Genomic DNA, 22,142 nt, shown 5'->3' with positions numbered 1-22,142 from the left:
GGTGAGTTCTCCGAGCCTGACGCTGACCGTGTGGGCGGGGTCCTGGCTGTCCGGTCACGCCTCACCCGACGATGTGATCGATGCGCTGCACGAGTGGGCGCCGATGCATCTCGTGGGTGCCCACGACGCGGCGACGGCCTCCGCGGCGGGTCTGCCCGACCGGGGTGTGGCCGACGGTGCCGCCCTGCTGCTCACCCTGATCCGCCGCGTCGACTCCGCCGCCGGCGCCGGTCTGCATCTCGTCCTTCCCGCCCCGGGCGACGTCCGCGCACTGCCCGCCGGTACAGCCTTCGCCTCCGCGGCGCTCGCGGCCGGTGAGGGCGTCGTGGTGGGAGCGCCCGGCGCCCCCGGACTGGGTCTGGTGCCCGTGATCGAAGGCCCGGACGTCCTGCGGTGGAACGTCTTCACGCTGCCGGCGGTCCCCGAGATCGCCGTCGACGGTGGTCTCGGTGCGGCCGAGTTCGCGATCCGAGAGGCGGTGCGTGAGGCCGCCTCCGCGTTGAGCGGGATCCCGACGGTGGGAACGGACGGTCGCCGCGCCGATCCGCGGGCGGAGATCGCCGAGGAGGCCGCCGAGCTCGCCCGGCACCGCTACCCCCCGTCACTGCCCCCACGTGCCGTGCGCGTGCTGGACACCGCCGACCAGGTCGCGGCAATCCTCACCGTGGCCGGCCGCGGAGGGGGTCTGCGGGCCGGTTCGGCGTCCGCCACCACCGGTCGCGATGGTGCGCTGCAGCCCCTGTGGGCCGCGGTGCGCGAGGCCCGCACCGGTGCGGTCGCGGCGGCTCTGCGGGCCGAGCACCATCACTGACCGCGGCGGCAGTGCGCATCAACTCCGTTGCGCGGTGACGAGCAGATACTCCCAATCCATAGCTCCTCCACCGAGATCGTGACGTTGAGCGAGCTCGAGCAGGTCGAGATCGAGAGCAGCGACCCGTTCGTGGTCGTCCGCGATGTTGCGGTACACCGCGATCGTGGGACCGTAGGCGGACTTGAAGAACTCGCGGAAGTCCTCTCCGGTCGCGAAGCGTTCGACGCGCAGATTGTCGGTGCGTACCTGCAGGTCGGTGACACGGTCGCCGATCAGCTCGCGCACGTGCACCTCGTCGCCCCACAGTGGCGGCGGCTGTGCACCCGGCGGAGGCGGTGGCGCATACGGTTTCATCGTCGCGAACATCTGCCCGATGAAGCCGCGGGGGGTCCAGCTCAGTAGGCCGATGCGTCCGCCCCGCCGGGTCACCCGAAGCAGTTCGTCGGCGGCGGCCCGATGATGGGGCGCGAACATCACTCCCACACAGGAGATCACGGCATCGAAGCTCGCATCGTCGAACGGGAGCGCTTCGGCGTCGGCTTCCTGCCAGTCGAGCGTCGCACCTGCCGCTTCGGCGTCACGGCGGCCGACCTCGAACAGTTCCGGGGTCAGGTCGGTCGCGAGCACCGTCGCACCGGTGAGCGCGGCGGGGATCGATGCATTGCCCGATCCGGCGGCGATGTCCAGGACGCGGTCGTCCGGACCGATTCCGGTGGCGGCCACGAGAGTGGGGCCGAGTTCGGCGATGACCTCGGTCGCCACCGCCGGATAGTTGCCGAGGGCCCACATCGCCCGGTGCTTGGCCTTCAGGGCGAGATCGGCGTCGTGTGTCGTCGAGATGTCGGTCATCAGAGGATTCCTCCTGTCGAGGGACCCGGCGTCGGCGCCGTCGGAGAGGCGGTCCGGGTCACAGATCGACTGTAGGAACGCGGGCGCAGTGTCCTCCAGTACACAATCTGTACTGCACGGCCGCACATTCGTGCTGGTCACCGCGGTCCGACCGGCCTACGATCCGATCATGGGCCCGCCCTACCACCAGTTCTGTCCCGTCGCCAAGGCGATGGAACTGTTCGACGAGAGGTGGACGCTGCTCGTGGTGCGCGAACTCGTGCTCGGCAGCGAACGGTTCAACGATCTCCGACGCGGCCTGCCCCGTATGTCGCCGACCTTGCTGTCGAAGCGACTGCACCAGCTCACGGCAGCGGGCATCGTGCGGCGTCTCGAGGACGGGGCCGACGTCCGATACGTGCTCACACCCGCGGGACGCGATCTCGAGGCCGTCGTCGACGCACTCGGTGCCTGGGGTACGCGGTGGACCGGGAAGCTCGGCGACGTCGACCTCGATCCGCGGCTGCTGATGTGGGACATGCACCGGCACGTCGACCACGCGGCGCTGCCGGACTCCAGGGTGGTCGTGGAGTTCGTCTTCCCCGCGGTCACCCACGCGTCGCGCCGGTGGTGGATGGTCATCACGCCGCACGACGTCGACGTGTGCGACGAGGATCCGGGATTCGAGGTCTCGATCCGGGTGACGGCGGGGATGCGGGAGCTGACCGAGATCTGGCGTGGCGAAGCCACCTGGCCGGACGCACTACGTTCGGGCGCCGTGGTCGTCGACGGTCCGAGCGCTCTGCGCCGGTCTCTGCCGCGCTGGTTCGACTCTCCTCTGGCCTCACCGGCCGGGCACGCCACCCGGTGAGGCGGGGGGATCTATCGGTTCGCGGCCGGCCGGGACGGGCGTTTCGGCGGCTCGCAGCATCCCACGGCGCACAGGCTCCCGTTGCACGCGGACCCGAGCAGCGGTTCGGTGCCGCAGCGGCGAGCGGTGACCCCCTCGCGCTGTTCCTCGACGAGTTCGCGGACCAGCTGCGCGAAGCGCGGGTCGGTTCCGGCCGTCGCCGCACGCGAGAAGCCCATGCCCAGTTCGGCCGCACGGTCGCGGGCCTCGGTGTCGAGATCCCACACGACCTCGAGGTGATCGGAGACGAATCCGACCGGCACGACCACGACGGCGCGGACCCCCCGTTCGTGCAGGGCGTCGATGTGGTCGACGATGTCGGGCTCGAGCCACGGCACCTGCGGCGGACCGGATCGCGACTGCCACACCAGGTCGTAGTCGTCCTCGCCGAGAGCCTCGGCCACCAACCGCGCCGCTTCGGCGACCTGCCGACTGTAGAGACGGCCACCCTCCTCCGGCGGACCACCGGTCGCGTCGAAGGAGGTCGGCACGGAGTGGGCGGTGAACACCACACGCGCGGAATCGCGCACCTCGTCGGCGAGCTCGACGCGGGCGGCGCGCACGGCGTCGGTGACGGCGTCGAGGAACAACGGGTGGTCGTAGAAGTGCCGGAGCTTCGTCAGCCGGGGCGCGTTCTCGACGGCATCCCGCGCCCGGGCGATGTCCTCGTGGTACTGCCGGCATCCCGAGTAGCCGCCCCATGCGGAGGTCGCGAACACCAGGGCGTTACGGATCCCGTCGTCGCGCATCCGCGCGACGGTGTCCTCGACCATGGGATGCCAGTTGCGGTTGCCGAAGTAGATCGGCAGATCGATACCGTGCGTGTCGAACTCGGCGCGGACGTCGTCGATGATCGCCCGGTTCAGGGCGTTGATCGGCGAGACACCCCCGAAGTGCAGATAGTGCTGCGCGACCTCGTCGAGTCGTTCCGGCGGGATCCCACGTCCGCGGGTGACGTTCTCGAGGAACGGCCGCACGTCGTCGGGTCCTTCCGGTCCGCCGAACGACAGCAGCAGCAGCGCGTCGTACGCCCCGGGGGTGTTCGTCATGGAAGTGCCTTCCGTGGTGCGGTCAGCTACCGAAGCCGACCTGGGAGTGGAAGCCACCGTCGACGTAGACGATGGATCCCGTGGTCCCGGGTAGCCAGTCGGACAGCACCGCACACACGGTCTTCGCCACAGGCGTCGGATCGTCGACGTCCCAGCCGATCGGGGACGCGGCCGACCAACCCTCGTTCAGTCGGTTCATCTCCGCGCCCGGGCCGGTCGCGTCGCCCGCGATGGCCTTGGCGGCGAGCGTCTTGATCGGGCCGGCGGCGACGAGGTTCGAACGGATACCGCGCGGGCCGACCTCCTTGGCCACGTAGCGGTTGACCGACTCGAGCGTCGCCTTGGAGACACCCATCCAGTTGTAGAACGGAACGGCCCGGGACGGGTCGAAGTCCATTCCGACGATCGAACCGCCCTCGTTCATGACGGGCAGGACGGCCTTGGCGAGCGCGCCGTAGGAGTAGGCCGACACTTCGAGCGCCACCGCGACGTCCGTCCACGGCGCGTCGAGGAACGGGCTGCCCAGGCACGACCGGGGTGCGAAGCCGATGGAGTGGACGACACCGTCGATCCCCTCCGGTGCGAGTTCGCGGATCTTGTCGGCGAGACCGTCGAGATCCTCCTGGTTCTGCACGTCGAGGCTGATCGCCGGCGGCACCGGCTGCGGGAGACGCTGTGCGATCCGGTCGATCAACCGGAGTCGCTCGAAGCCGGTGATGATCACCTTCGCGCCCTGTTCCTGCGCGGCCTTCGCGGTGTGGAAGGCGATCGAGGCATCGGTGATGATGCCGGTGACGAGAATGGTCTTGCCCTCGAGCAGTCCGCCCATGAGTGTGTCGGTCCTCCAGTGAGATTCGGATGTGGTCGCGAGACCGTCAGTGGCCCATGCCCATGCCGCCGTCGACCGGGATCACGGCGCCGGAGACGTAGGCGGAGTCGTCGGAGGCCAGGAAGCTGACGACGGCTGCGACGTCCTCGGGCTTGCCGAGTCGCTGCAGCGGGATGAACTTCTTCGCGGTGTCGCGCAGGTCGTCGGACAGATCCGCGGTCATGTCGGTCTCGATGAAGCCGGGAGCGACGACGTTGGCCGTGATCGATCGCGAACCGAGTTCGCGGGTGACCGAGCGGGCGAGACCGATGATGCCGGCCTTCGAGGACGCGTAGTTGATCTGGCCGGCCTGGCCGGCGAGGCCGACGACGGAGCCGAGGAAGATCATGCGACCCCAGCGGGCGCGGAGCATCGCGCGGTTGGCGCGCTTGGCGCACCGGAAGGCGCCGGTGAGGTTCGCGTCGATCACCGAGCTGAACTGGTCCTCGGTCATGCGCATCAGCAGGGTGTCGTCGGTGATGCCCGCGTTCGCGACGAGCACCTCGACGGGGCCCTGATGCTCCTCGACCTCCTTGAACGCGGCGTCGACCGAGTCGGCGTCGGTGACGTCGCACCGCACACCGAACAGGCCGTCGGGCGCGCCCGAACCGCGGTGGGTGACGGCGACCTTGTGGCCGTCCGCCTGCAGGCGACGGGCGACGGCGAGGCCGATTCCGCGGTTTCCGCCGGTGACGAGGACGGATCGGGGGGTGACACCCGCGCGCGTGGACGCTGCGGCACTTTCTGCGTCAGTCATGCATTCCAACCTATCTGGTGGCCGGTCCGGTACGGAAAACGCTCAGTGAGCGTGCACAAGGTGGATCAGGGCAGCCGCTGGCGCAACACCATGGCCGCGCCGAGCCCCGCGATCACCGACAGCGCTCCGAGCATGAGCCACGGACGGCTGGCATCGCCACGGGTCGTCTCGAAACCGATCTGTTCCTCGAGCGTGTTGTAGGCGTCCTCGAGTTCCTCGAGGCTGGCGGCCGTGAAGAAACTCCCACCCGAGAGGTTCGCGATCTCCTTGAGCGACGGATCGTCGACGGGCACGGGGATCCGATCGTCCTCGATGGTGACGGTGCCCGTCTGGGTGCCGAAGGAGATGGTCGAGACCGGAATCCCCTTCTCCGCCGCCTGTCGCGCCGCGGTGAACCCACCGCGGGGATCGTCGGGACTCTCGGGGACGGTCTGCTTGCCGTCGGACAGCAGCACGATCCGCGCGGGCGGCGCCTGGTCGCTGCCGCCGAGCACGGCGGCGAGCGTGTCGATCGACTGCATCGCCGTGAAGATCGCCTCACCGGTCGCGGTGCGCTCGCTCAACTGCAGGTTGTCGATCGCGGACTTGGTCGCCTCCCGATTGGTGGTCGGCGAGACCAGGACCGAGGCGGTCCCCGAAAATGCGACGAGACCGAGGTTGATGCCGGGCGTCAGGTCGTCGGCGAACTGTTTGGCCGCCTCCTGCGCGGCCGCGAGTCGCGTGGGTGCGACGTCCGTGGCCTCCATCGACAACGACACGTCGATGACGAGCACGACCGTGGCCCGGTTGCGCGGCACCCGCTGTTCGGCGGTCGGGCCGGCGAGCGCCACGGTGAGGAAGACGAGGCCGACGAGCAACAACGCGACGGGGATGTGCCGGGCGCGTCCCGGGCGGGCGGGTGCGACCTTCTCGAGCAGCTCGAGATTGGTGAAGCGCAGCGTGTTCGTCTGGCGCCGGCGTTGGACCAGCACGTAGGCGCCGCCGAGGGCAGCGACGACGAACAGCAGCAGCAACCACCACGGTGAGGTGAAACCGGACAGGCTCATCGTCCCCCCTGCCGTGCGGGTGCGCCGAAGCTGTGTCGCCGGGCCGCGACGAACCGGACGACGTCGCCGATCCAGTCGCGGTCGGTGCGCAACGTCAGCACGGGTGCACCGGAACTGCGCAGCGCCTGGTGCACGGCCGCGCGATGTTCGGCGGCGGCCTGCGCGTAATCGGCCCGCAGTTCGGGAGTGGTCGTGAATTCGCGGGTGCGGCCCGTCTCCGGGTCGTGCAGCACCACGTCGCCCAGATCGGGCAGTTCGAGGTCGCGGCGGTCGATGATCTCGACGGCGAGCAGTTCGTGCCGGCCGGACAGCGCCCGCAGGGATCGCTCCCAGTCGAGCGGACCGAGGAAATCACTCACCACGACAGCCAGACCGCGGCGGCGCTGAGGACGTCGCAGCGACTCGACGAGCCCCTGGAGATCGCCACGGGTCCCGTCGGGTGCGTGCGGGGTGGTCGCGACGGTACGCAGCAACGATTGGGCGTGCAGCCGTCCGCCGCGCGCGGGGACGCGGATCGTCTCGCTGCCGGTGGAGATCACCGCGCCGATCCGGTTTCCACCGCCGGTGGTCAGATGTGCGAGCGCGGCCACCGCTGCGATCGCCAGGTCGCGCTTCTCGCACATGCCGGTACCGAAGTCCAGGCTGGCCGACAGGTCGACCGCGAGCCACGTCTCGAGTTCCCGGTCGGCGACCGTCTGCCGCACGTGCGGGTGCGTCGTGCGCGCGGTGACCGACCAGTCCATCTGCCGCACGTCGTCGCCCGGTTGGTACTCGCGGGCGTCCCCCGGTTCGGAACCCGGGCCCGGGATCAGACCGAGGTGGTCGCCGTGCAGGACGCCGTCGAGACGGCGCCGCACGGTGAGCTCGAGGGTGCGGAGCGCGGCGGTGAGCGCGGGATCGCGCAGTTCACCGGAGCGGAACCGCGGTGGCGACCCGTCGTGAGGACGTGTGCTCACCGCGCGCCCGCACCTCCCTGCGGACCGGGTGCACCGACGGGCGCCTGCTGACCGGCAACGGCCCGCGGATCCGCGGGCGCCGGGCCGGGAGTCGCGGTCGGTACGGGTGCGTTGGCCTGCGGGGCGACCTGCGGAAGACCCACGGTCTGCAGGATGCGCGTGATGATCTGGTCCGGGGAGACATCGTCCGCGAGCGCGTCGTAGGACAGCACCAGGCGGTGACGGAGCACATCGGGAATGACGTCGACGATGTCCTGCGGCACCACGTAGTCGCGGCCGCGCACGAGCGCCAGGGCACGCGCCGAGGAGATGATGCCGAGCGTCGCGCGAGGCGAGGCACCGTAGGCGATCCAGCCCTGCACGTCGTGCAGGCCGAGCTCGGCGGGCCGACGCGTCGCGAAGATGACCCGCACGACGTAGTCGACGAGCGCGTGGTGCACGAACACACGTCCGGCGATCTTCTGCAGGCGCAGGAGCTGCTCGTTGTCGAGCACCTGCTTCGGTTCGGGAGCGGCGACACCCATCCGGTAGACGATCTCGCGTTCCTCCTCCACCGTCGGGTAATCGACGAGGACCTTGAAGAGGAAGCGGTCGCGCTGCGCTTCCGGCAACGGGTAGACGCCCTCGTTCTCGATGGGGTTCTGCGTCGCCATCACGAGGAACGGCTCGGGCATCGGGAAGGTCTTGCCGCCGATGGTGACGTGGCGTTCGGCCATCACCTCGAGCAGCGCCGACTGCACCTTCGCCGGGGCGCGGTTGATCTCGTCGGCGAGCACGAAGTTCGCGACGACGGGTCCGAGTTCGGTGTCGAACTCCTCGCGTCCCTGCCGGTAGATGCGGGTACCGACGAGGTCGGTCGGCACGAGGTCGGGAGTGAACTGCACGCGCGAGAACGATCCACCGACGACCTTCGCGAAGGTCTCGACGGCCAGCGTCTTCGCGACGCCGGGAACGCCTTCGAGCAACACGTGCCCGCGCGCGAGCACACCGACGAGCATCCGCTCGACCAGCAGATCCTGGCCGACGATCACACGCTTGACCTCGTAGATGGCCCGTTCGAGGAGACGGACGTCGTCGGCCGGGTCGTACGCCTTCGCGGGAGCGTCGCCGGGTTTCCGCATATTCGCGCCGGCTGTCTGCGGAGCAGGCGAAGTGTTCACGCCGGCTGCCGGCTGAGCGGTCGCACCAGGTCCCTGCTGGGCGTTCGCACCGGGCCCCTGCGGAGCCGGTTGGGCGTTCGCACCGGACCCCTGCGGGGCCGGACCGTTCACGCCGGCCGCCTTCGGCGCCGGCGCGGCGCCCGCCGCAGCCTGGTTGTTCTTGCGTCCGTCGTTACCGCCCTCGTTGCCCGGCGTTGCCGAACCGGACGTCCCACCCTCGCGTGAGGTCACCAACAATCCACCGCTTTCGCCTACGTCGCTCCGCTGGAAACACCTGCTGCACCACTATTGCAGGTGCCGGCTCGGTGTGTCGTCGCCCCTGCACCGACCGGGAGACGGCACCCGGAAACGACCGGATGAAGCCCCTCCTCGGTGGTGCGAGGGCCGCGGCAAACCTCGCCCTCACGACACCATGCGCACCACGTACGGTGTCATGCCGCCCCAGCGTACCGGCGAGATCTTCACGAACGATCCCGACTGCGGCGCCTCGAGCATCTGTCCGTCACCGAGATACAACGCGACGTGCTGGCTGGCGTTGGGCCCGTAGAAGATCATGTCGCCCCGCCTCATCTGCGACGACGGGACCTGCGTGCCTGCCGTGTACTGGTAGCCGGTGTAGTGCGGGAGCGAGATGCCGATGCCCGCGAATGCGTAGATCATCAGCCCGGAACAGTCGAAGCCGACCTTGGCGTAGTCGCCGTGGACGTCGGCGACGCCGCCGTCGCGGATACCGCGGGTCGGGCCGTTCTCGTTTCCACCACCCCAGGCGTACGGGACGCCGATCTGGGACATCGCGCGGTCGATGACGATCTCCACCGCAGCGGGACCGGTGACGGACGGACGCGACGGGGTGCTGGGCGTCGAATTCGGTGTGGAGGGACGGGAACCCGATCCTCCGGTGCCCGATCCCGGGGATTCGAAGACGGGGTCGCCCGGATCCGGGTTGTCCCAGTCGATCCCACCGTCGCTACCGGTGCCCTCGTCGTCGTCCTCGTCCGGGATCGTGCCGCTGTCGGTATCGTCCGGGACGGTGTCGTCGGTGTCATCGGGGACGGTTCCACCGTCGTCGTAATCCGGGACCGTTCCACTGTCCGTGTCGTCCAGAACGTCGTCCAGGACGCTTCCCCGGTCGCCGTAATCGGGGACGGTGACGTCCTCGGTGTAATCCGGCGTACTCGCGTCGGTGTCACTCCTATCGGGGCCACTCGCATCGGTGTCACTGCCGTCCGACGCTCCGGATTCGGTGGTGACCTCACCCGGTGAGGTGACGTCGCTGCCGCCGGTCGACGGAGATTCCTCGATCAGGGTGTGGGGGCGCCGGCCGTTGGCGAGTTCCGCCGCGCGCGCTCGGGCTGCGGCGTCGGCGGCGACCCGCTCGGCCGCCTCCGCCGCCGCGACCCGTGCCGCCTCTGCGGCCGCTGCGGCAGCTGCTTCCTCGGCCGCGCGGCGACGCTCCCAGTCCTGGTACTGCGCGCGTTGCCCTTCGAGGCCCGCGACGTTGACGCGGGCCCGGTCGAGTTCGCTCTGCGCGCTCGCACGTTCCTGCTCGATACGTGACTTCTCGACGGCCTGCCGACCGAGTTCGGCTCGCGCGACGGCGATCGCGGCCTCTGCCTCTGCCCTGCGCTGCTCGGCGGCCTCCGCTGCCGCATCGGCCTCGAGCTTGGCTGCGCGTGCCCGCGAATGGGAGTTGGCCTCCTGGGCCCGGGCGCGCTGGAGCGCATCGAGCACTGCGGTGCGCCCGGCCGACAGCAGTCGCATGACCTGGGCGCGGTCGAGCAGATCGTCGGGCCCGTCGACATCGAGGAAGGCCGCGAGGGAGACCGAGTTGGCGCCGCGGGTGTAGCTGTCGCGGACGAACGCGTCGAAGTTCTTCTGGGCAGCGGCGATCCGGTCGGCGGCGTCGTCGAGTGCGCGGCGGGAGTCCACGACCACCCGCTCGGCGAGGTCCGCCGCGTCGCGCGCGCTCTGGAGGTCGACGAGCGCCCGGTTGACGTCCTCGCGGCGGATGGCGACCTGCGCATCGAGCTCGGCGAGCTGCTGATCCGCGTCGGCGATCCGGACGATCAGCTGCCCGACCCGATCGATGTTGGCCGCGACCGCTGCACCCGCGCGGTCGATCTCGGCGTCGGAGGGGTTCGGCGGCGGGGGCGGTGCGGCGGACGCCGTGGTGGTCACGGTGAGGAGCACGGCTGTGACCAACCCCAAACCGGCAAGGAGCGTGCCGGTACGCGTCCGCGGGGCGCGACCGGGTGCCGGTCCGTCGGGTCGACGGCCTGCAGTGAGCGTCGTGGCGGTGCCGTCCGGCCCCGACCGTCGCGGAATCCCTCCGTGGATACCGAACCGTCTCACTTGCGTCTCCCTCGGTCGCACCTGGTGGCCGAGACATCCGGCCAGACGACCCGAGGAAGGCAGGCAGCATCCGCCGGCCGTGGGTGCCCCACGGCTCACACGCTGCAGTCGTACACCGGTCGTGGGCAGCGTCCCCACGAGCCGGGTTGTGACACACCTTCCCCAAGAGCGTCATGAGAACCGTACGACACCACAGGGGTATGTCGCATGACAGTCACGAAGATCGGCGGAAAGAACGCCGAACGAACACGGCGAGGACACCGAGGAAGACCGTGAGGATGCCGAACGATCCTCCCTGCCGGGTTCCGTCGCGAAAGAGGCGCGGACAGCCCCGAAATCACGCCCGCGGTGACGCGAAAGAGACCTCAGACGTCCGTGGACGATGACGATCCGTTACCTCCGGCAACGGTCGCATCACCGGCTGCGCGGCGGCGTTTGGCGAGATAGGTCGCGCCGGCCGCGAGGGCGACCACCGCGACGATCAGCAACGTCATCAGAGTCCAGGGCGGTGACGGTTCGAGCACCGAATCGACGAAGTTGCGAGTGGAGACCACCGGATCGCCGGTATAGGTGCGATCCTGCGCTGCCTCGAGAGTGACGCGGTCGAGATCCGCGCTGAACGTTCCGACCCATCCGGGGCTGAGGACCAGGACAGTTCCGCCGTCCTCGGCGCCGACCTCCGTCGCGAGGTCGCGCAGCTGCGAATCCATACGGGGATCCCGATCGAGCACGACCACGCTGAGGTCGATGCCGTTCTCCTGCGCGCGCTGCACCTCGGCGACGAGATCGTCCACGTACTGGGAGGGTGCGGCCACCTGGTCGTCGGCGAGATCGGCGAGCACTTTTTCGACCGAGACCCCGGCAGGAAGATCCGTGAGCGCAGGGCCCGGTATGCGAAGCAGTGGCGCAGACATCTCTCTCCGGTGGTGCTGGGGCAGAAGCCGGGCGATACGGTGATCCGGCCGCGCGGAGACGACACGAAGCGCCACACCCGTGCGGCAAGGGAGAACACTACGCGATCGCGCGACGGCGGCTCCAAGCACTCGCCTCGAGCAGGACCGATGCCGGCGCGACGCCTCGTCGGGACGACGGACCCGACTTCGGTTCATTACAGGACAAGCGTACTGTTAGAATCGAGTGCGAGACGCCACGACTTCTGCATCCGGGCCACGGGCCGCGGGTGGACGTCGTGTGCCTCGCTTCAGCCGTCGACACAGCCCCGTCGGCGGCCAGCCGAAACGACGAGTGGAGCTGACGTGAGCACCAGTAGTGATTCGTTCGGCGCCAAGGGTTCGCTGCAGGTCGGAGACAACTCCTACGAGATCTTCCGCCTGTCGGCCGTCCCCGGCACCGAGAAACTTCCTTATTCTTTGAAGGTCCTGGCCGAGAACCTGCTGCGCACCGAGGACGGTGCGAACATCACGGCCGATCACATCCGGGCCATCGCCAACTGGGATCCCTCCGCCGACCCGAGCATCGAGATCCAGTTCACGCCCGCCCGCGTGATCATGCAGGACTTCACGGGTGTCCCCTGTGTCGTCGACCTCGCCACCATGCGTGAGGCCGTCACGGCCCTGGGCGGCGACCCCAACAAGGTCAACCCCCTCTCCCCCGCCGACATGGTCATCGACCACTCGGTGATCCTCGACTACTTCGGTCGCGCCGACGCTCTCGAGCGCAACGTCGACCTCGAGTACGAGCGCAACGGTGAGCGCTACCAGTTCCTGCGCTGGGGCCAGGGCGCCTTCGACGACTTCCGCGTCGTGCCCCCGGGCATGGGCATCGTCCACCAGGTCAACATCGAGTACCTCGCCCCGACCGTCATGGTCCGTAACGGCCAGGCCTACCCCGACACCTGCGTCGGCACCGACTCGCACACGACGATGGTCAACGGCCTCGGCGTGCTCGGCTGGGGCGTCGGCGGCATCGAGGCCGAGGCCGCGATGCTCGGCCAGCCGGTCTCCATGCTCATCCCGCGCGTGGTCGGCTTCAAGCTCACCGGTGAGATCCAGCCCGGCGTGACCGCGACCGACGTCGTGCTCACCGTCACCGACATGCTGCGCAAGCACGGCGTCGTCGGCAAGTTCGTCGAGTTCTACGGCGCCGGCGTGGCCGAGGTCCCCCTCGCCAACCGCGCGACCCTCGGCAACATGAGCCCCGAGTTCGGTTCCACCGCAGCGATCTTCCCGATCGACGGCGAGACCATCAACTACCTGCGCCTGACCGGCCGCAGCGACGAGCAGCTCGCTCTCGTCGAGGCGTACGCCAAGGAGCAGGGCCTGTGGCACGATCCGAGCCGCGAGCCCGAGTTCTCCGAATACCTCGAGCTCGACCTGTCGACGGTCGTCCCGTCGATCGCCGGCCCGAAGCGTCCGCAGGACCGCATCCTGCTGTCGGAGTCGAAGGTCGCCTTCCGCAAGGACATCCACAACTACGTGGAGGAGAACCTCCCGGCCGAGCACAGCAAGCTCGACGAGGCCGTCGAGGAGTCCTTCCCGGCGTCCGACCCGGCCGTGCTGTCCTTCGCGGACGACGGTGCAGTCGACGTCCACTCGGCCGCCAACGGTTCGCACGGTCGCCCCACCAAGCCGGTCAAGGTCGTCTCGGAGGAGCGCGGCGAGTTCGTCCTCGACCACGGCGCCGTCGTGGTCGCGGGCATCACCTCCTGCACCAACACCTCCAACCCGTCGGTCATGCTCGGCGCTGCACTGCTCGCCCGCAACGCCGTCGAGAAGGGCCTGTCCACCAAGCCGTGGGTCAAGACCAACATGGCTCCGGGTTCGCAGGTCGTCAACGACTACTACGAGAAGGCCGGCCTGTGGCCGTACCTCGAGAAGCTCGGCTTCTACCTCGGTGGCTTCGGTTGCACCACGTGCATCGGTAACACCGGCCCGCTGCCCGAGGAGATCTCGAAGGCCGTCAACGACAACGACCTCTCGGTCACCGCGGTGCTCTCCGGCAACCGCAACTTCGAGGGTCGTATCTCCCCCGACGTGAAGATGAACTACCTGGCCTCGCCGCCGCTGGTCATCGCGTACGCGCTCGCGGGCACGATGGACTTCGACTTCGAGACCGACGCGCTGGGCAAGGACAAGGACGGCAACGACGTCTTCCTGAAGGACATCTGGCCTTCCGCCCAGGAGATCGACGACACCATCAAGTCGGCGATCAACCAGGACATGTTCCGCAAGTCCTACGCCGACGTCTTCAAGGGCGACGAGCGCTGGCAGAACCTCGAGACCCCCGAGGGCGACACCTTCGCGTGGGACGAGGACTCGACGTACGTCCGCAAGGCTCCGTACTTCGAGGGCATGACGATGGAGCCGGACGCGGTCAGCGACATCAAGGGCGCTCGCGTCCTTGCGCTGCTCGGCGATTCGGTCACCACCGACCACATCAGCCCGGCCGGTCCGATCAAGCCGGGTACCCCGGCCGCGCAGTACCTCGACGCCCACGGTGTCGAGCGCAAGGACTACAACTCGCTCGGTTCGCGTCGTGGCAACCACGAGGTCATGGTCCGCGGCACCTTCGCGAACATCCGTCTGCAGAACCAGCTGCTCGACGGTGTCTCCGGTGGCTACACCCGCGACTTCACCCAGGACGGTGCTCCGCAGGCGTTCATCTACGACGCCTCGCAGAACTATCAGAAGGCCGGCATCCCGCTGGTCGTCCTCGGTGGCAAGGAGTACGGTTCCGGCTCCTCGCGTGACTGGGCCGCCAAGGGCACCCGCCTGCTCGGCGTCAAGGCCGTCATCACCGAGTCCTTCGAGCGCATCCACCGCTCGAACCTCATCGGCATGGGCGTCATCCCGCTGCAGTTCCCGGCGGGCGAGTCGGCCAAGTCGCTCGGCCTGACCGGCACCGAGGTCTTCGACATCGAGGGCATCGAGAAGCTCAACGAGGGCGTCACGCCGAAGACCGTCAAGGTCACGGCGACCAAGGACAACGGCGAGAAGGTCACCTTCGACGCTGTCGTCCGCATCGACACCCCCGGTGAGGCCGACTACTACCGCAACGGCGGCATCCTGCAGTACGTGCTGCGGAACATGATCCGCGGCTGAGAGCAGTGCTCGTGACCCGATCGGTCACATCCGTGTGAAGCGGCGGGCCCGGGACGAGACTCGTCTCGGGCCCGCCGTCTCCATCGAGCCGAAAGGAAGTGGCGCGTGCCCAAGGTCAGTGAGGACCATCTCGCCGCGCGGCGCAGGCAGATCCTCGACGGTGCCCGTCGCTGCTTCGCCGAATACGGTTACGACGGCGCGACCGTGCGACTGCTCGAAGACGCCACGGGTCTGTCCCGTGGCGCGATCTTCCACCATTTCAAGGACAAGGACGGACTGTTCCTCGCCCTCGCCCAGGAGGATGCGAGACGGATGGCCGACGTCGCGGCCAACGAGGGTCTCGTGCAGGTCATGCGCGACATGCTGTCCTCCCCCGACCAGTTCGACTGGCTCGGGACTCGGCTCGAGATCACGCGCCGCCTCCGCACCGACCCCGAGTTCGCGAAGGCGTGGATGCAGCATTCGGCCGAACTCACCGAGGCCACCGTCGGGCGCCTCGAACGGCAGCGCGAAGCGGGCCGGCTACGCGACGACGTGCCGACCGAAGTCGTTCTGGGTTATCTCGACCTCGTGCTCGACGGGCTCGTCGCCCGCCTCGCTTCAGGGCACACCGAACAGGACCTCGTCGCGGTTCTCGACCTCGTCGAGGAATCCGTGCGTCGCCGCGACTGACGCGCCGGATCCGTTCCTCACGCCTTCTCGTCGCTCGCTGCCGCCCGACGACGGTTCGGGCCGCCGCGGCCCCGCAGCCGCACCTGCGACTCCACGAGAACGTTGTGCACGAAACCGTAGGATCGACCGGTTTCCTGCGCGAGCCTCCGAATGCTCGCGCCTTCCTCGTAGCGGCGCTTCAGATCCTCCTGCAAGCGGTCCCGCGATTCGCCTGTAACTCGGGCTCCCTTCGCGTAGGTCGTCTCTCCACCACCGGAATTTCGCGCCATCGGATCCTCCCTGCGCCCTCGCCAAAGGTCCCTTTCCCAGGCTAGAGGACTGTCAGGTTGCGCGGACGCAGATCGGACCAGCGGGAGCGGATCAGGGGGCGGATCCGACCGGCAGCCCGATCAGGCGAGCTGGATGAGCTCGAGGTATTCCTGGGACCAGTGGTCCTCGGTTCCGTCGGGAAGCAGAATCACCCGTTCCGGGTCGAGGGCCTCGGCCGCACCCGGATCGTGGGTGACCAGAACGACGGCACCCTCGTAGCTGCGCAGCGCATCGAGCACCTGCTCGCGCGAGACGGGATCGAGGTTGTTGGTCGGTTCGTCGAGGAGCAGCACGTTCGCCGCGGACGACACGAGTCCCGCCAGGGCGAGTCGCGTCTTCTCACCACCGGAGAGCGTTCCCGCCGGCTGCTCGAGCTGCGGACCGGTGAACATGAACGCGCCGAGCAGGCCTCGCAGGTCCTGTTCGCCGGCGTCCGGAGCGGCGTGCCGGATGTTCTCCCACACCGTCGCCGAGTCGTCGATGGTGTCGTGCTCCTGCGCGAAGTAACCGATCTTCAGACCGTGACCGGGCACGAGCTCGCCGAGATCAGGCTGCTCCACACCCGCGAGCAGTCGCAGCAGCGTCGTCTTGCCGGCACCGTTGAGTCCGAGGACGACGACCCGGCTGCCCCGGTCGATCGCGAGGTCGACGCCGGTGAAGATCTCCAGGGAGCCGTAGACCTTGGTCAACTCCTTGGCCATCAGCGGGGTCTTGCCGCAGGCGGCCGGCGTGGGGAACCGGATCTTGGCCACCTTGTCGGCGACGCGCACGTCGTCGAGGTCGGAGAGCAGCTTCTCGGCGCGCTTGGCCATGTTCTGGGCGGCCGTGGCCTTGGTGGCCTTCGCTCCGAGCTTCGCGGCCTGCTTCTGCAGAGCCGACGCCTTCTTCTCGGCGTTCGCGCGCTCGCGGCGACGACGCTGCTCGTCGGTGGCGCGCGCGTCGAGGTACTTCTTCCAGCCCATGTTGTAGACGTCGGCCTCGCCGCGCACCGCGTCGAGGAACCACACCTTGTTCACCACATCGGCCAGCAGGTCGACGTCGTGACTGATGACGATGAGCCCACCGTCGTGGTTCTGCAGGAAACCGCGCAGCCAGGTGATCGAGTCGGCGTCGAGGTGGTTGGTCGGCTCGTCGAGCAGCAGCGTGGTGTCGGACTTCCCACCGGAACCGTCCGAGGCCGCGAACAGGATGCGGGCGAGTTCGACACGACGGCGCTGACCACCCGACAACGTGTGGAGGGGCTGGCCGAGGACCCGGTCGGGCAGACCGAGGCTGTGGCAGATGCTCGCGGCCTCGGATTCGGCGACGTAACCGCCGAGCGTCGCGAAACGTTCCTCGAGCGAACCGTACTTACGGACGGCACGGTCGCGGATCTTCTCGTCCACGGCCTCCGCCATGAGTGCCTGCTGCTTCTCCATGCTGCGCATGATCTCGTCGAGACCCCGCGCCGAGAGCACGCGCTCCTTGGCGAGGACGTCGAGATTGCCCTCCTTGGGATCCTGCGGCAGGTACCCGATGTCTCCGGAACGGATCACGGTGCCGGCGTAGGGTTCGCCTTCACCCGCGAGGATCCGCAGGGTCGTGGTCTTGCCGGCACCGTTGCGCCCCACGAGGCCGATCCGGTCCCCGGCCTGCACCCGCAGCCCCGAGCCGGGGGCGGTGAGCAGCGTCCGCACGCCGGCGCGGACTTCGAGGTCGGTAGCGGTGATCACGCACGGGCTCCTAGGAAGAAAGACGATGGTTGGGTGCCATGGTGGCAAACAGCCGGGCACACGAACCACTCATTTTACCGTGACAGCGCCCCTCCCCCACGGTGAGATGCGCTACCCCTGACCACGCGCAGCCAGGGAGCTCTCCGCACGCGACCTAGGCTGGCGCCCGTGACCCACCTTCCCCCCACCGACCTCGTCGTGGCCGGACTCGGTCCCGCCGGCCGTGCGCTGGCGTTCCGGGCGGCCGCGGCCGGACTGTCGGTGACGGCCGTCGACGTGCGCCCGCAGCGCCGGTGGACCGCGACCTACGCGGCGTGGGCCGACGAACTACCCGCCTGGCTGCCCGACGAGGTGGTGGCAGCGCACATCGACAGCCCCGCAGCATGGACGACCGGACCCCACACCGTCGATCGCGCCTACCGGGTGCTGGACACGACGCGCCTGCAGGAGTTCCTCGCCCTCGATGAGGTCACGGTGGTGACGGGCCGGGTACGCGACGTCGATGCGGACGGTGTGGTCCTCGGGGACGGTCGCAGGATGCCTGCGCGCTACGTCGTCGATGCCCGCGGGGTTCCCGCCGATCCGGGACACGCTCAGCAGACGGCGTTCGGGCTGATCGTGGACGATGCGATCGCTTCTCCGGCGCTCGACGGTCACGCCGCCTGGTTCATGGACTGGCGTCGCGACAACGGCACCGGCCCCGACGACGTGCCGTCCTTCCTGTACGCGGTGCCCGCCGGTGACGGACGCACGATCGTCGAGGAGACCTGCCTCGTCGGTCGCCCGGCACTCGGTCTCGGCGAACTCGAACGGCGCCTGCACGTCCGCCTCGAAGCGCGCGGCGTGCGTACGACCGGCGACGAGGTGGTCGAACGGGTGCGCTTCGCCGTCGAGGGCGCACCGACGGCACCCGGGGTGGTCGGCTTCGGCGCTCGCGGTGGCCTCATGCATCCCGCAACGGGATACGCGGTGGCGACCGCCCTGTCCACGGCGGATGCGGTGGTCGATGCGATGCGTCGCGGCGAGGATCCGGACCGCGTCCTGTGGCCTGTCCGCGCCCGCTCCGTGGCGACCCTCCGGCAGATGGGACTGCGGGTCCTGCTGCGACTCGACGCACGCGGAGCGATCGAGTTCTTCGACGCGTTCTTCGCTCTGCCGGTCGAGCAGCAACGCGCCTACCTGTCCGGTCGCGACGATGCGACCGGCGTGGCGGCCACGATGTGGCGGTTGTTCCGGGTGCTGCCGATGGACGCACGCATGACGATTCTGCGTTCGCTCCGCTGATCCGACGGATGCGGCGGTGTGGCGAACGTCTCGACGAACCCGCCGGTGAGTTTCGCAGCTTTCCAGCGTGCTCCCGAGGTGTCGATCATGATGGACACATGCGGTCGATCTGGAAAGGCTCACTCGCGTTCGGCCTCGTCAACGTCCCGGTGAAGGTGTATTCGGCCACCGAGTCGCACGACATCTCCTTCCACCAGGTGCACGCGAAGGACGGCGGGCGGATCAAATATCAGCGCGTGTGCACCGAGTGCGGTGAGGTCGTCCCCTACCAGGACATCGACAAGGCGTACGACTCCGAGGACGGCGAGCGGGTGGTGCTCACCGACGAGGATTTCGACAAGCTCCCCGCCGCCGAGAAGCACGAGATCCCGGTGCTGCAGTTCGTGCCCACCGAGCAGATCGATCCGATCCTGTTCGAGAAGTCCTACTATCTCGAACCCGATTCGTCGTCGCCGAAGGCCTACGGCCTGCTCGCCGCGACCCTCGAACAGAGCGACCGGACGGCGCTGGTGCACTTCACCCTTCGTCAGCGCACCCGGTTGGCGGCGCTGCGCACCCGCGACGGACTGCTCATCCTGCAGACCCTGTTGTGGCCCGACGAGGTCCGCGCGGCCGAGTTCGAGTCGCTGGACGACATCGAGAAGCCGAAGCAACGCGAACTCGCGATGGCCGAGACCCTCGTCGAGTCGATGTCCGACGATTTCGATCCCACCGAGTTCACCGACGAGTACCAGGTGGAACTGCGCACCCTGATCGACGAGGCCCTCGCCCGCGGCGGCGAGAAGGTCTTCCAGGTCGCCGAACCCGACACCGACGAAGAGGACGCCGAGGTCCTCGACCTCGTTGCGGCCCTGCAGCGCAGCGTCGACGCGGCGGACAAGAAGGTCCCCTCCGGTTCGTCCTCCGGCGGGAAGAAGTCCTCGAAGGACGACGACGAAGACGAGGACGAGGGCGCGAAGAAGAAGGCCCCCGCGAAGAAGACCGCATCGAAGAGCACGGCGTCGAAGAGCACGGCGAAGAAGAGTCCCGCGAAGAAGAGCACAGCGAAGAAGACCGCGTCCAAGAGTGCGGCGGCCAAGAAGAGTCCTGCGAAGAAGACGGCCGCCAAGAAGACCTCCGGCGAACGCAAAGGCGCCTGAGCTCCGACGAGAAGTCGGAGATCAGGCGCCGAGGCTCGGAGCCGGAGACAGCCGGATCAGACGGTGAACCCGAGTGCGCGCAGTTGCTCGCGTCCGTCGTCGGTGATCTTGTCGGGACCCCACGGCGGCATCCACACCCAGTTGATACGCAGCTCGTCGCACAGGCCGCTGCGCACGAGTGCGCCCTTGGCCTGCTCCTCGATGACATCGGTGAGGGGGCACGCCGCCGAGGTCAGCGTCATGTCCACGGTCACGGTCTCGTCGACCTCGGAGATCCCGTAGACGAGACCGAGATCGACGACGTTGATGCCGAGCTCGGGGTCGACGACGTCGCGCAGCGCTTCCTCGAGTTCGTCGAGGCGGCCCGGATCCAGCGGCGGAGCCGTGGCCGCGACCAGCGTCGAGGTCTCGTCCTCGCCGGACTCGGCCGTCGGATTCTCGTCGGTGTTCACGGTGCCCGGTGCGGGTTCGGTCATCAGTTCTGTCCTCCGCTCGAAAGGGTGTGCGCGCCACCTGCCAGGTCGGCGGGGGCGGCGTCCACGGTCTGCGCGACCGCGTCCTTGAAGGCCATCCAGCCCAGCAACGCGCACTTCACGCGCGCCGGGTACTTCGCGACGCCGGCGAACGCGATGCCGTCGCCGATCAGGTCCTCGTCGCCCTCGACGGTGCCGCGGCTGCCGACCATCTCGACGAACCCCTCGACGATCTTCAGCGCGTCGCCGAGCGGAACACCGATCACCTGGTCGGTGAGCACGGACGTCGACGCCTGGCTGATCGAGCAGCCCTGCCCGTCGTAGGAGACGTCGGCGACGGTGTCGCCGTCGATGTGCACGCGCAGGGTCACCTCGTCGCCGCAGGTCGGGTTGACGTGGTGCACTTCGGCGCCGAACGGCTCGCGCAGTCCGCGATTGTGCGGGTGCTTGTAGTGGTCCAGGATCACTTCCTGGTACATCTGCTCCATCCGCATCGGATCACGCCTCCCCGAAGAACTTCTGGGCGCGCCGGATCGCCGCGCCGAGCGCCTGCACCTCGTCCGGCGTGTTGTACACGGCGAACGATGCGCGGGCGGTCGCGGCCACTCCGAAGCGACGGTGCAGCGGCCAGGCGCAGTGGTGTCCGACCCGGATCTCGACGCCCTCGTCGTCCAGGATCTGGCCGAGATCATGGGCGTGGATGCCGTCCACGACGAACGACACCGCCCCGCCCCGCTGTTCGGCAGTCGTGGGTCCGATGATGCGTACGCCGTCGATGCCGCCGAGCTCGGCGAGCGCGGCAGCGGTCAGCTCGTGTTCGTGCGCGGCGACGGCGTCCATCCCGATGTCCTGCAGGTAGCGCACGGCGGCACCGAGGCCGACGGCCTGCGAGACCATGGGCGATCCGGCTTCGAATCGCTGCGGCGGTGCGGCGAAGGTCGTGGCCTCCATCGTCACCGTCTCGATCATCGAGCCACCGGTGATGAACGGGGGCACGTCGGCGAGCAGGTCGCGGCGACCGTAGAGGACACCGACGCCGGACGGACCGAACATCTTGTGCCCGGAGAACGCCGCGAAATCCACACCGAGAGCACGGAAGTCGACGGCCATGTGCGGTACCGACTGGCATGCGTCGAGCACGACGACCGCGCCGACCTCCTTCGCACGCCGCACGATCTCCTCGACGGGAGCGACCGCACCGGTCACGTTCGACTGGTGCGTGAACGCCACGACCTTCACAGCCTCGGTCAGCGTCAGCGAATCGAGGTCGATGCGGCCGTCGTCGGTGACGCCGTACCAGCGCAGGGTGGCACCCGTACGCCGCGCGAGTTCCTGCCACGGAACGAGATTCGCGTGGTGCTCGAGCTCGGTGACGACGATCTCGTCACCGGGTCCGAGCCGGTGCGGGAACCGTTCGTCGGCGAAGGCGTACGCGACGAGGTTGAGCGACTCGGTGGCGTTCTTGGTGAACACCACCTCGTCGATGTCGACCCCGACGAAGGCCGCGATGACGGCGCGGGCGTCCTCGTACGAGTCGGTCGCCTCCTCCGACAACGCGTGCGCACCGCGGTGCACGGCCGCGTTCCGCGTCGCGAGGAACTCACGCTCGGCGTCGAGCACCTGCACCGGGCGCTGGGAGGTGGCCCCCGAGTCGAGGTAGACCAGGGGTTTGCCGTCGCGCACCGTGCGCGCGAGGATCGGGAAATCGGCCCTGATCCGGGCGATGTCCAAGGTCCGCACCGGCACCGTCATCCG

20 protein-coding genes are annotated in these 22,142 nt (G+C 68.9%); 6 read left to right on the top strand and 14 right to left on the bottom strand.

Annotation, left to right across the window (positions count from 1 at the left end; all coding sequences use genetic code 11):
* Nucleotide 1: 1 nt before the first annotated feature.
* Nucleotides 2–811, top strand: a complete 810-nt coding sequence (locus CKW34_RS11125; RefSeq protein WP_059381417.1) for a hypothetical protein — start codon at nt 2–4, stop codon at nt 809–811.
* A gap of 18 nt (nt 812–829) precedes the next feature.
* Here CKW34_RS11125 and CKW34_RS11120 read toward each other — a convergent pair whose 3' ends face one another.
* A complete protein-coding gene (locus CKW34_RS11120) occupies nt 830–1,660 on the bottom strand; it encodes a class I SAM-dependent methyltransferase (protein WP_059381416.1) in 831 nt (276 codons plus the stop codon).
* A 169-nt stretch (nt 1,661–1,829) separates the two neighbouring features.
* Between CKW34_RS11120 and CKW34_RS11115 the strand changes: the two genes are divergently transcribed.
* Entirely contained in the window at nt 1,830–2,510 is a 681-nt protein-coding gene (locus tag CKW34_RS11115; RefSeq protein WP_059381510.1) for a winged helix-turn-helix transcriptional regulator, read from the top strand.
* Nucleotides 2,511–2,521: 11 nt separating this feature from the next.
* On the opposite strand, the gene CKW34_RS11110 is transcribed toward CKW34_RS11115, so the two are convergent.
* The 8 genes from CKW34_RS11110 to CKW34_RS11075 form a co-directional block, all read right to left on the bottom strand.
* The gene (locus tag CKW34_RS11110) at nt 2,522–3,598 is read right to left on the bottom strand and encodes a ferrochelatase (RefSeq protein WP_059381415.1); all 1,077 of its coding nucleotides are present in this window, start codon (nt 3,596–3,598) and stop codon (nt 2,522–2,524) included.
* Between the two features lie 22 nt (nt 3,599–3,620).
* Nucleotides 3,621–4,427 carry an NADH-dependent enoyl-ACP reductase InhA gene (gene inhA, locus CKW34_RS11105; protein ID WP_016694069.1) on the bottom strand — a complete coding sequence of 269 codons (807 nt, stop codon included), beginning with the start codon at nt 4,425–4,427 and terminating at the stop codon, nt 3,621–3,623.
* A 46-nt stretch (nt 4,428–4,473) separates the two neighbouring features.
* Nucleotides 4,474–5,223: a 3-oxoacyl-ACP reductase FabG1 gene (gene fabG1, locus CKW34_RS11100; protein ID WP_059381414.1), complete on the bottom strand. Its 750-nt coding sequence runs from the start codon at nt 5,221–5,223 to the stop codon at nt 4,474–4,476.
* 65 nt (nt 5,224–5,288) lie between these two features.
* The gene (locus tag CKW34_RS11095; protein WP_059381413.1) at nt 5,289–6,269 is read right to left on the bottom strand and encodes a VWA domain-containing protein; all 981 of its coding nucleotides are present in this window, start codon (nt 6,267–6,269) and stop codon (nt 5,289–5,291) included.
* A complete protein-coding gene (locus CKW34_RS11090) occupies nt 6,266–7,225 on the bottom strand; it encodes a DUF58 domain-containing protein (RefSeq protein WP_059381412.1) in 960 nt (319 codons plus the stop codon). The genes CKW34_RS11095 and CKW34_RS11090 overlap by 4 nt, the downstream gene beginning before the upstream one ends.
* Nucleotides 7,222–8,616 (bottom strand): AAA family ATPase, encoded by a 1,395-nt coding sequence (locus CKW34_RS11085; protein WP_080968168.1) that lies wholly within the window; start codon nt 8,614–8,616, stop codon nt 7,222–7,224. The genes CKW34_RS11090 and CKW34_RS11085 overlap by 4 nt, the downstream gene beginning before the upstream one ends.
* Nucleotides 8,617–8,787: 171 nt before the next feature.
* The gene (locus tag CKW34_RS11080; RefSeq protein ID WP_059381411.1) at nt 8,788–10,737 is read right to left on the bottom strand and encodes an NlpC/P60 family protein; all 1,950 of its coding nucleotides are present in this window, start codon (nt 10,735–10,737) and stop codon (nt 8,788–8,790) included.
* A gap of 365 nt (nt 10,738–11,102) precedes the next feature.
* On the bottom strand, nt 11,103–11,651 hold the full coding sequence (locus tag CKW34_RS11075; RefSeq protein ID WP_226949812.1) for an Rv1476 family membrane protein: 549 nt from the start codon (nt 11,649–11,651) through the stop codon (nt 11,103–11,105).
* A 342-nt stretch (nt 11,652–11,993) separates the two neighbouring features.
* Between CKW34_RS11075 and acnA the strand changes: the two genes are divergently transcribed.
* Complete coding sequence (gene acnA / locus CKW34_RS11070; protein WP_059381409.1) at nt 11,994–14,798, top strand: aconitate hydratase AcnA; 2,805 nt, start codon at nt 11,994–11,996, stop codon at nt 14,796–14,798.
* Nucleotides 14,799–14,903: 105 nt separating this feature from the next.
* Nucleotides 14,904–15,470, top strand: coding sequence for a TetR/AcrR family transcriptional regulator (locus CKW34_RS11065; RefSeq protein WP_016691734.1), 567 nt, complete (start codon nt 14,904–14,906; stop codon nt 15,468–15,470).
* A 17-nt stretch (nt 15,471–15,487) separates the two neighbouring features.
* On the opposite strand, the gene CKW34_RS11060 is transcribed toward CKW34_RS11065, so the two are convergent.
* Entirely contained in the window at nt 15,488–15,739 is a 252-nt protein-coding gene (locus tag CKW34_RS11060) for a helix-turn-helix domain-containing protein (RefSeq protein ID WP_026061044.1), read from the bottom strand.
* Nucleotides 15,740–15,859: 120 nt separating this feature from the next.
* Complete coding sequence (locus tag CKW34_RS11055; protein WP_059381408.1) at nt 15,860–17,491, bottom strand: ABC-F family ATP-binding cassette domain-containing protein; 1,632 nt, start codon at nt 17,489–17,491, stop codon at nt 15,860–15,862.
* Nucleotides 17,492–17,659: 168 nt separating this feature from the next.
* Here CKW34_RS11055 and CKW34_RS11050 point away from each other — a divergent pair, with 168 nt between their 5' ends.
* Both CKW34_RS11050 and ku read left to right on the top strand, forming a co-directional pair.
* Nucleotides 17,660–18,775 (top strand): lycopene cyclase family protein, encoded by a 1,116-nt coding sequence (locus CKW34_RS11050; RefSeq protein ID WP_059381407.1) that lies wholly within the window; start codon nt 17,660–17,662, stop codon nt 18,773–18,775.
* Between the two features lie 98 nt (nt 18,776–18,873).
* Nucleotides 18,874–19,914: a non-homologous end joining protein Ku gene (ku, locus tag CKW34_RS11045; protein ID WP_059381406.1), complete on the top strand. Its 1,041-nt coding sequence runs from the start codon at nt 18,874–18,876 to the stop codon at nt 19,912–19,914.
* 56 nt (nt 19,915–19,970) lie between these two features.
* Here ku and CKW34_RS11040 read toward each other — a convergent pair whose 3' ends face one another.
* From CKW34_RS11040 to CKW34_RS11030, 3 genes are read right to left on the bottom strand one after another with little or no spacing between them, the layout of a single operon-like run.
* Nucleotides 19,971–20,390 (bottom strand): metal-sulfur cluster assembly factor, encoded by a 420-nt coding sequence (locus CKW34_RS11040; RefSeq protein WP_059381405.1) that lies wholly within the window; start codon nt 20,388–20,390, stop codon nt 19,971–19,973.
* On the bottom strand, nt 20,390–20,881 hold the full coding sequence (gene sufU, locus CKW34_RS11035) for a Fe-S cluster assembly sulfur transfer protein SufU (protein WP_026061042.1): 492 nt from the start codon (nt 20,879–20,881) through the stop codon (nt 20,390–20,392). The genes CKW34_RS11040 and sufU overlap by 1 nt, the downstream gene beginning before the upstream one ends.
* Before the next feature lie 4 nt (nt 20,882–20,885).
* Nucleotides 20,886–22,139 carry a cysteine desulfurase gene (locus tag CKW34_RS11030; RefSeq protein ID WP_059381404.1) on the bottom strand — a complete coding sequence of 418 codons (1,254 nt, stop codon included), beginning with the start codon at nt 22,137–22,139 and terminating at the stop codon, nt 20,886–20,888.
* Between the last annotated feature and the right edge of the window lie 3 nt (nt 22,140–22,142).

The sequence above is a fragment of the Rhodococcus rhodochrous genome (assembly GCF_900187265.1).
Taxonomy (GTDB): domain Bacteria; phylum Actinomycetota; class Actinomycetes; order Mycobacteriales; family Mycobacteriaceae; genus Rhodococcus; species Rhodococcus rhodochrous.
The sequence above is the reverse complement of the archived record's forward strand: the minus strand, read 5'-3'. Positions and strand labels throughout refer to the sequence as shown.

Excerpts from the sequence above, each read along its gene's own strand:
- CKW34_RS11030 (WP_059381404.1), bottom strand. The coding sequence starts at position 22,139 with ATGACGGTGCCGGTGCGGACCTTGGACATCGCCCGGATCAGGGCCGAT.
- fabG1 (WP_059381414.1), bottom strand. The coding sequence starts at position 5,223 with ATGACTGACGCAGAAAGTGCCGCAGCGTCCACGCGCGCGGGTGTCACC.
- inhA (WP_016694069.1), bottom strand. The coding sequence starts at position 4,427 with ATGGGCGGACTGCTCGAGGGCAAGACCATTCTCGTCACCGGCATCATC.
- CKW34_RS11040 (WP_059381405.1), bottom strand. The coding sequence starts at position 20,390 with ATGACCGAACCCGCACCGGGCACCGTGAACACCGACGAGAATCCGACG.
- CKW34_RS11060 (WP_026061044.1), bottom strand. The coding sequence starts at position 15,739 with ATGGCGCGAAATTCCGGTGGTGGAGAGACGACCTACGCGAAGGGAGCC.
- CKW34_RS11075 (WP_226949812.1), bottom strand. The coding sequence starts at position 11,651 with ATGTCTGCGCCACTGCTTCGCATACCGGGCCCTGCGCTCACGGATCTT.
- sufU (WP_026061042.1), bottom strand. The coding sequence starts at position 20,881 with ATGCGGATGGAGCAGATGTACCAGGAAGTGATCCTGGACCACTACAAG.
- CKW34_RS11110 (WP_059381415.1), bottom strand. The coding sequence starts at position 3,598 with ATGACGAACACCCCCGGGGCGTACGACGCGCTGCTGCTGCTGTCGTTC.
- CKW34_RS11120 (WP_059381416.1), bottom strand. The coding sequence starts at position 1,660 with ATGACCGACATCTCGACGACACACGACGCCGATCTCGCCCTGAAGGCC.
- CKW34_RS11095 (WP_059381413.1), bottom strand. The coding sequence starts at position 6,269 with ATGAGCCTGTCCGGTTTCACCTCACCGTGGTGGTTGCTGCTGCTGTTC.
- CKW34_RS11115 (WP_059381510.1), top strand. The coding sequence starts at position 1,830 with ATGGGCCCGCCCTACCACCAGTTCTGTCCCGTCGCCAAGGCGATGGAA.
- ku (WP_059381406.1), top strand. The coding sequence starts at position 18,874 with ATGCGGTCGATCTGGAAAGGCTCACTCGCGTTCGGCCTCGTCAACGTC.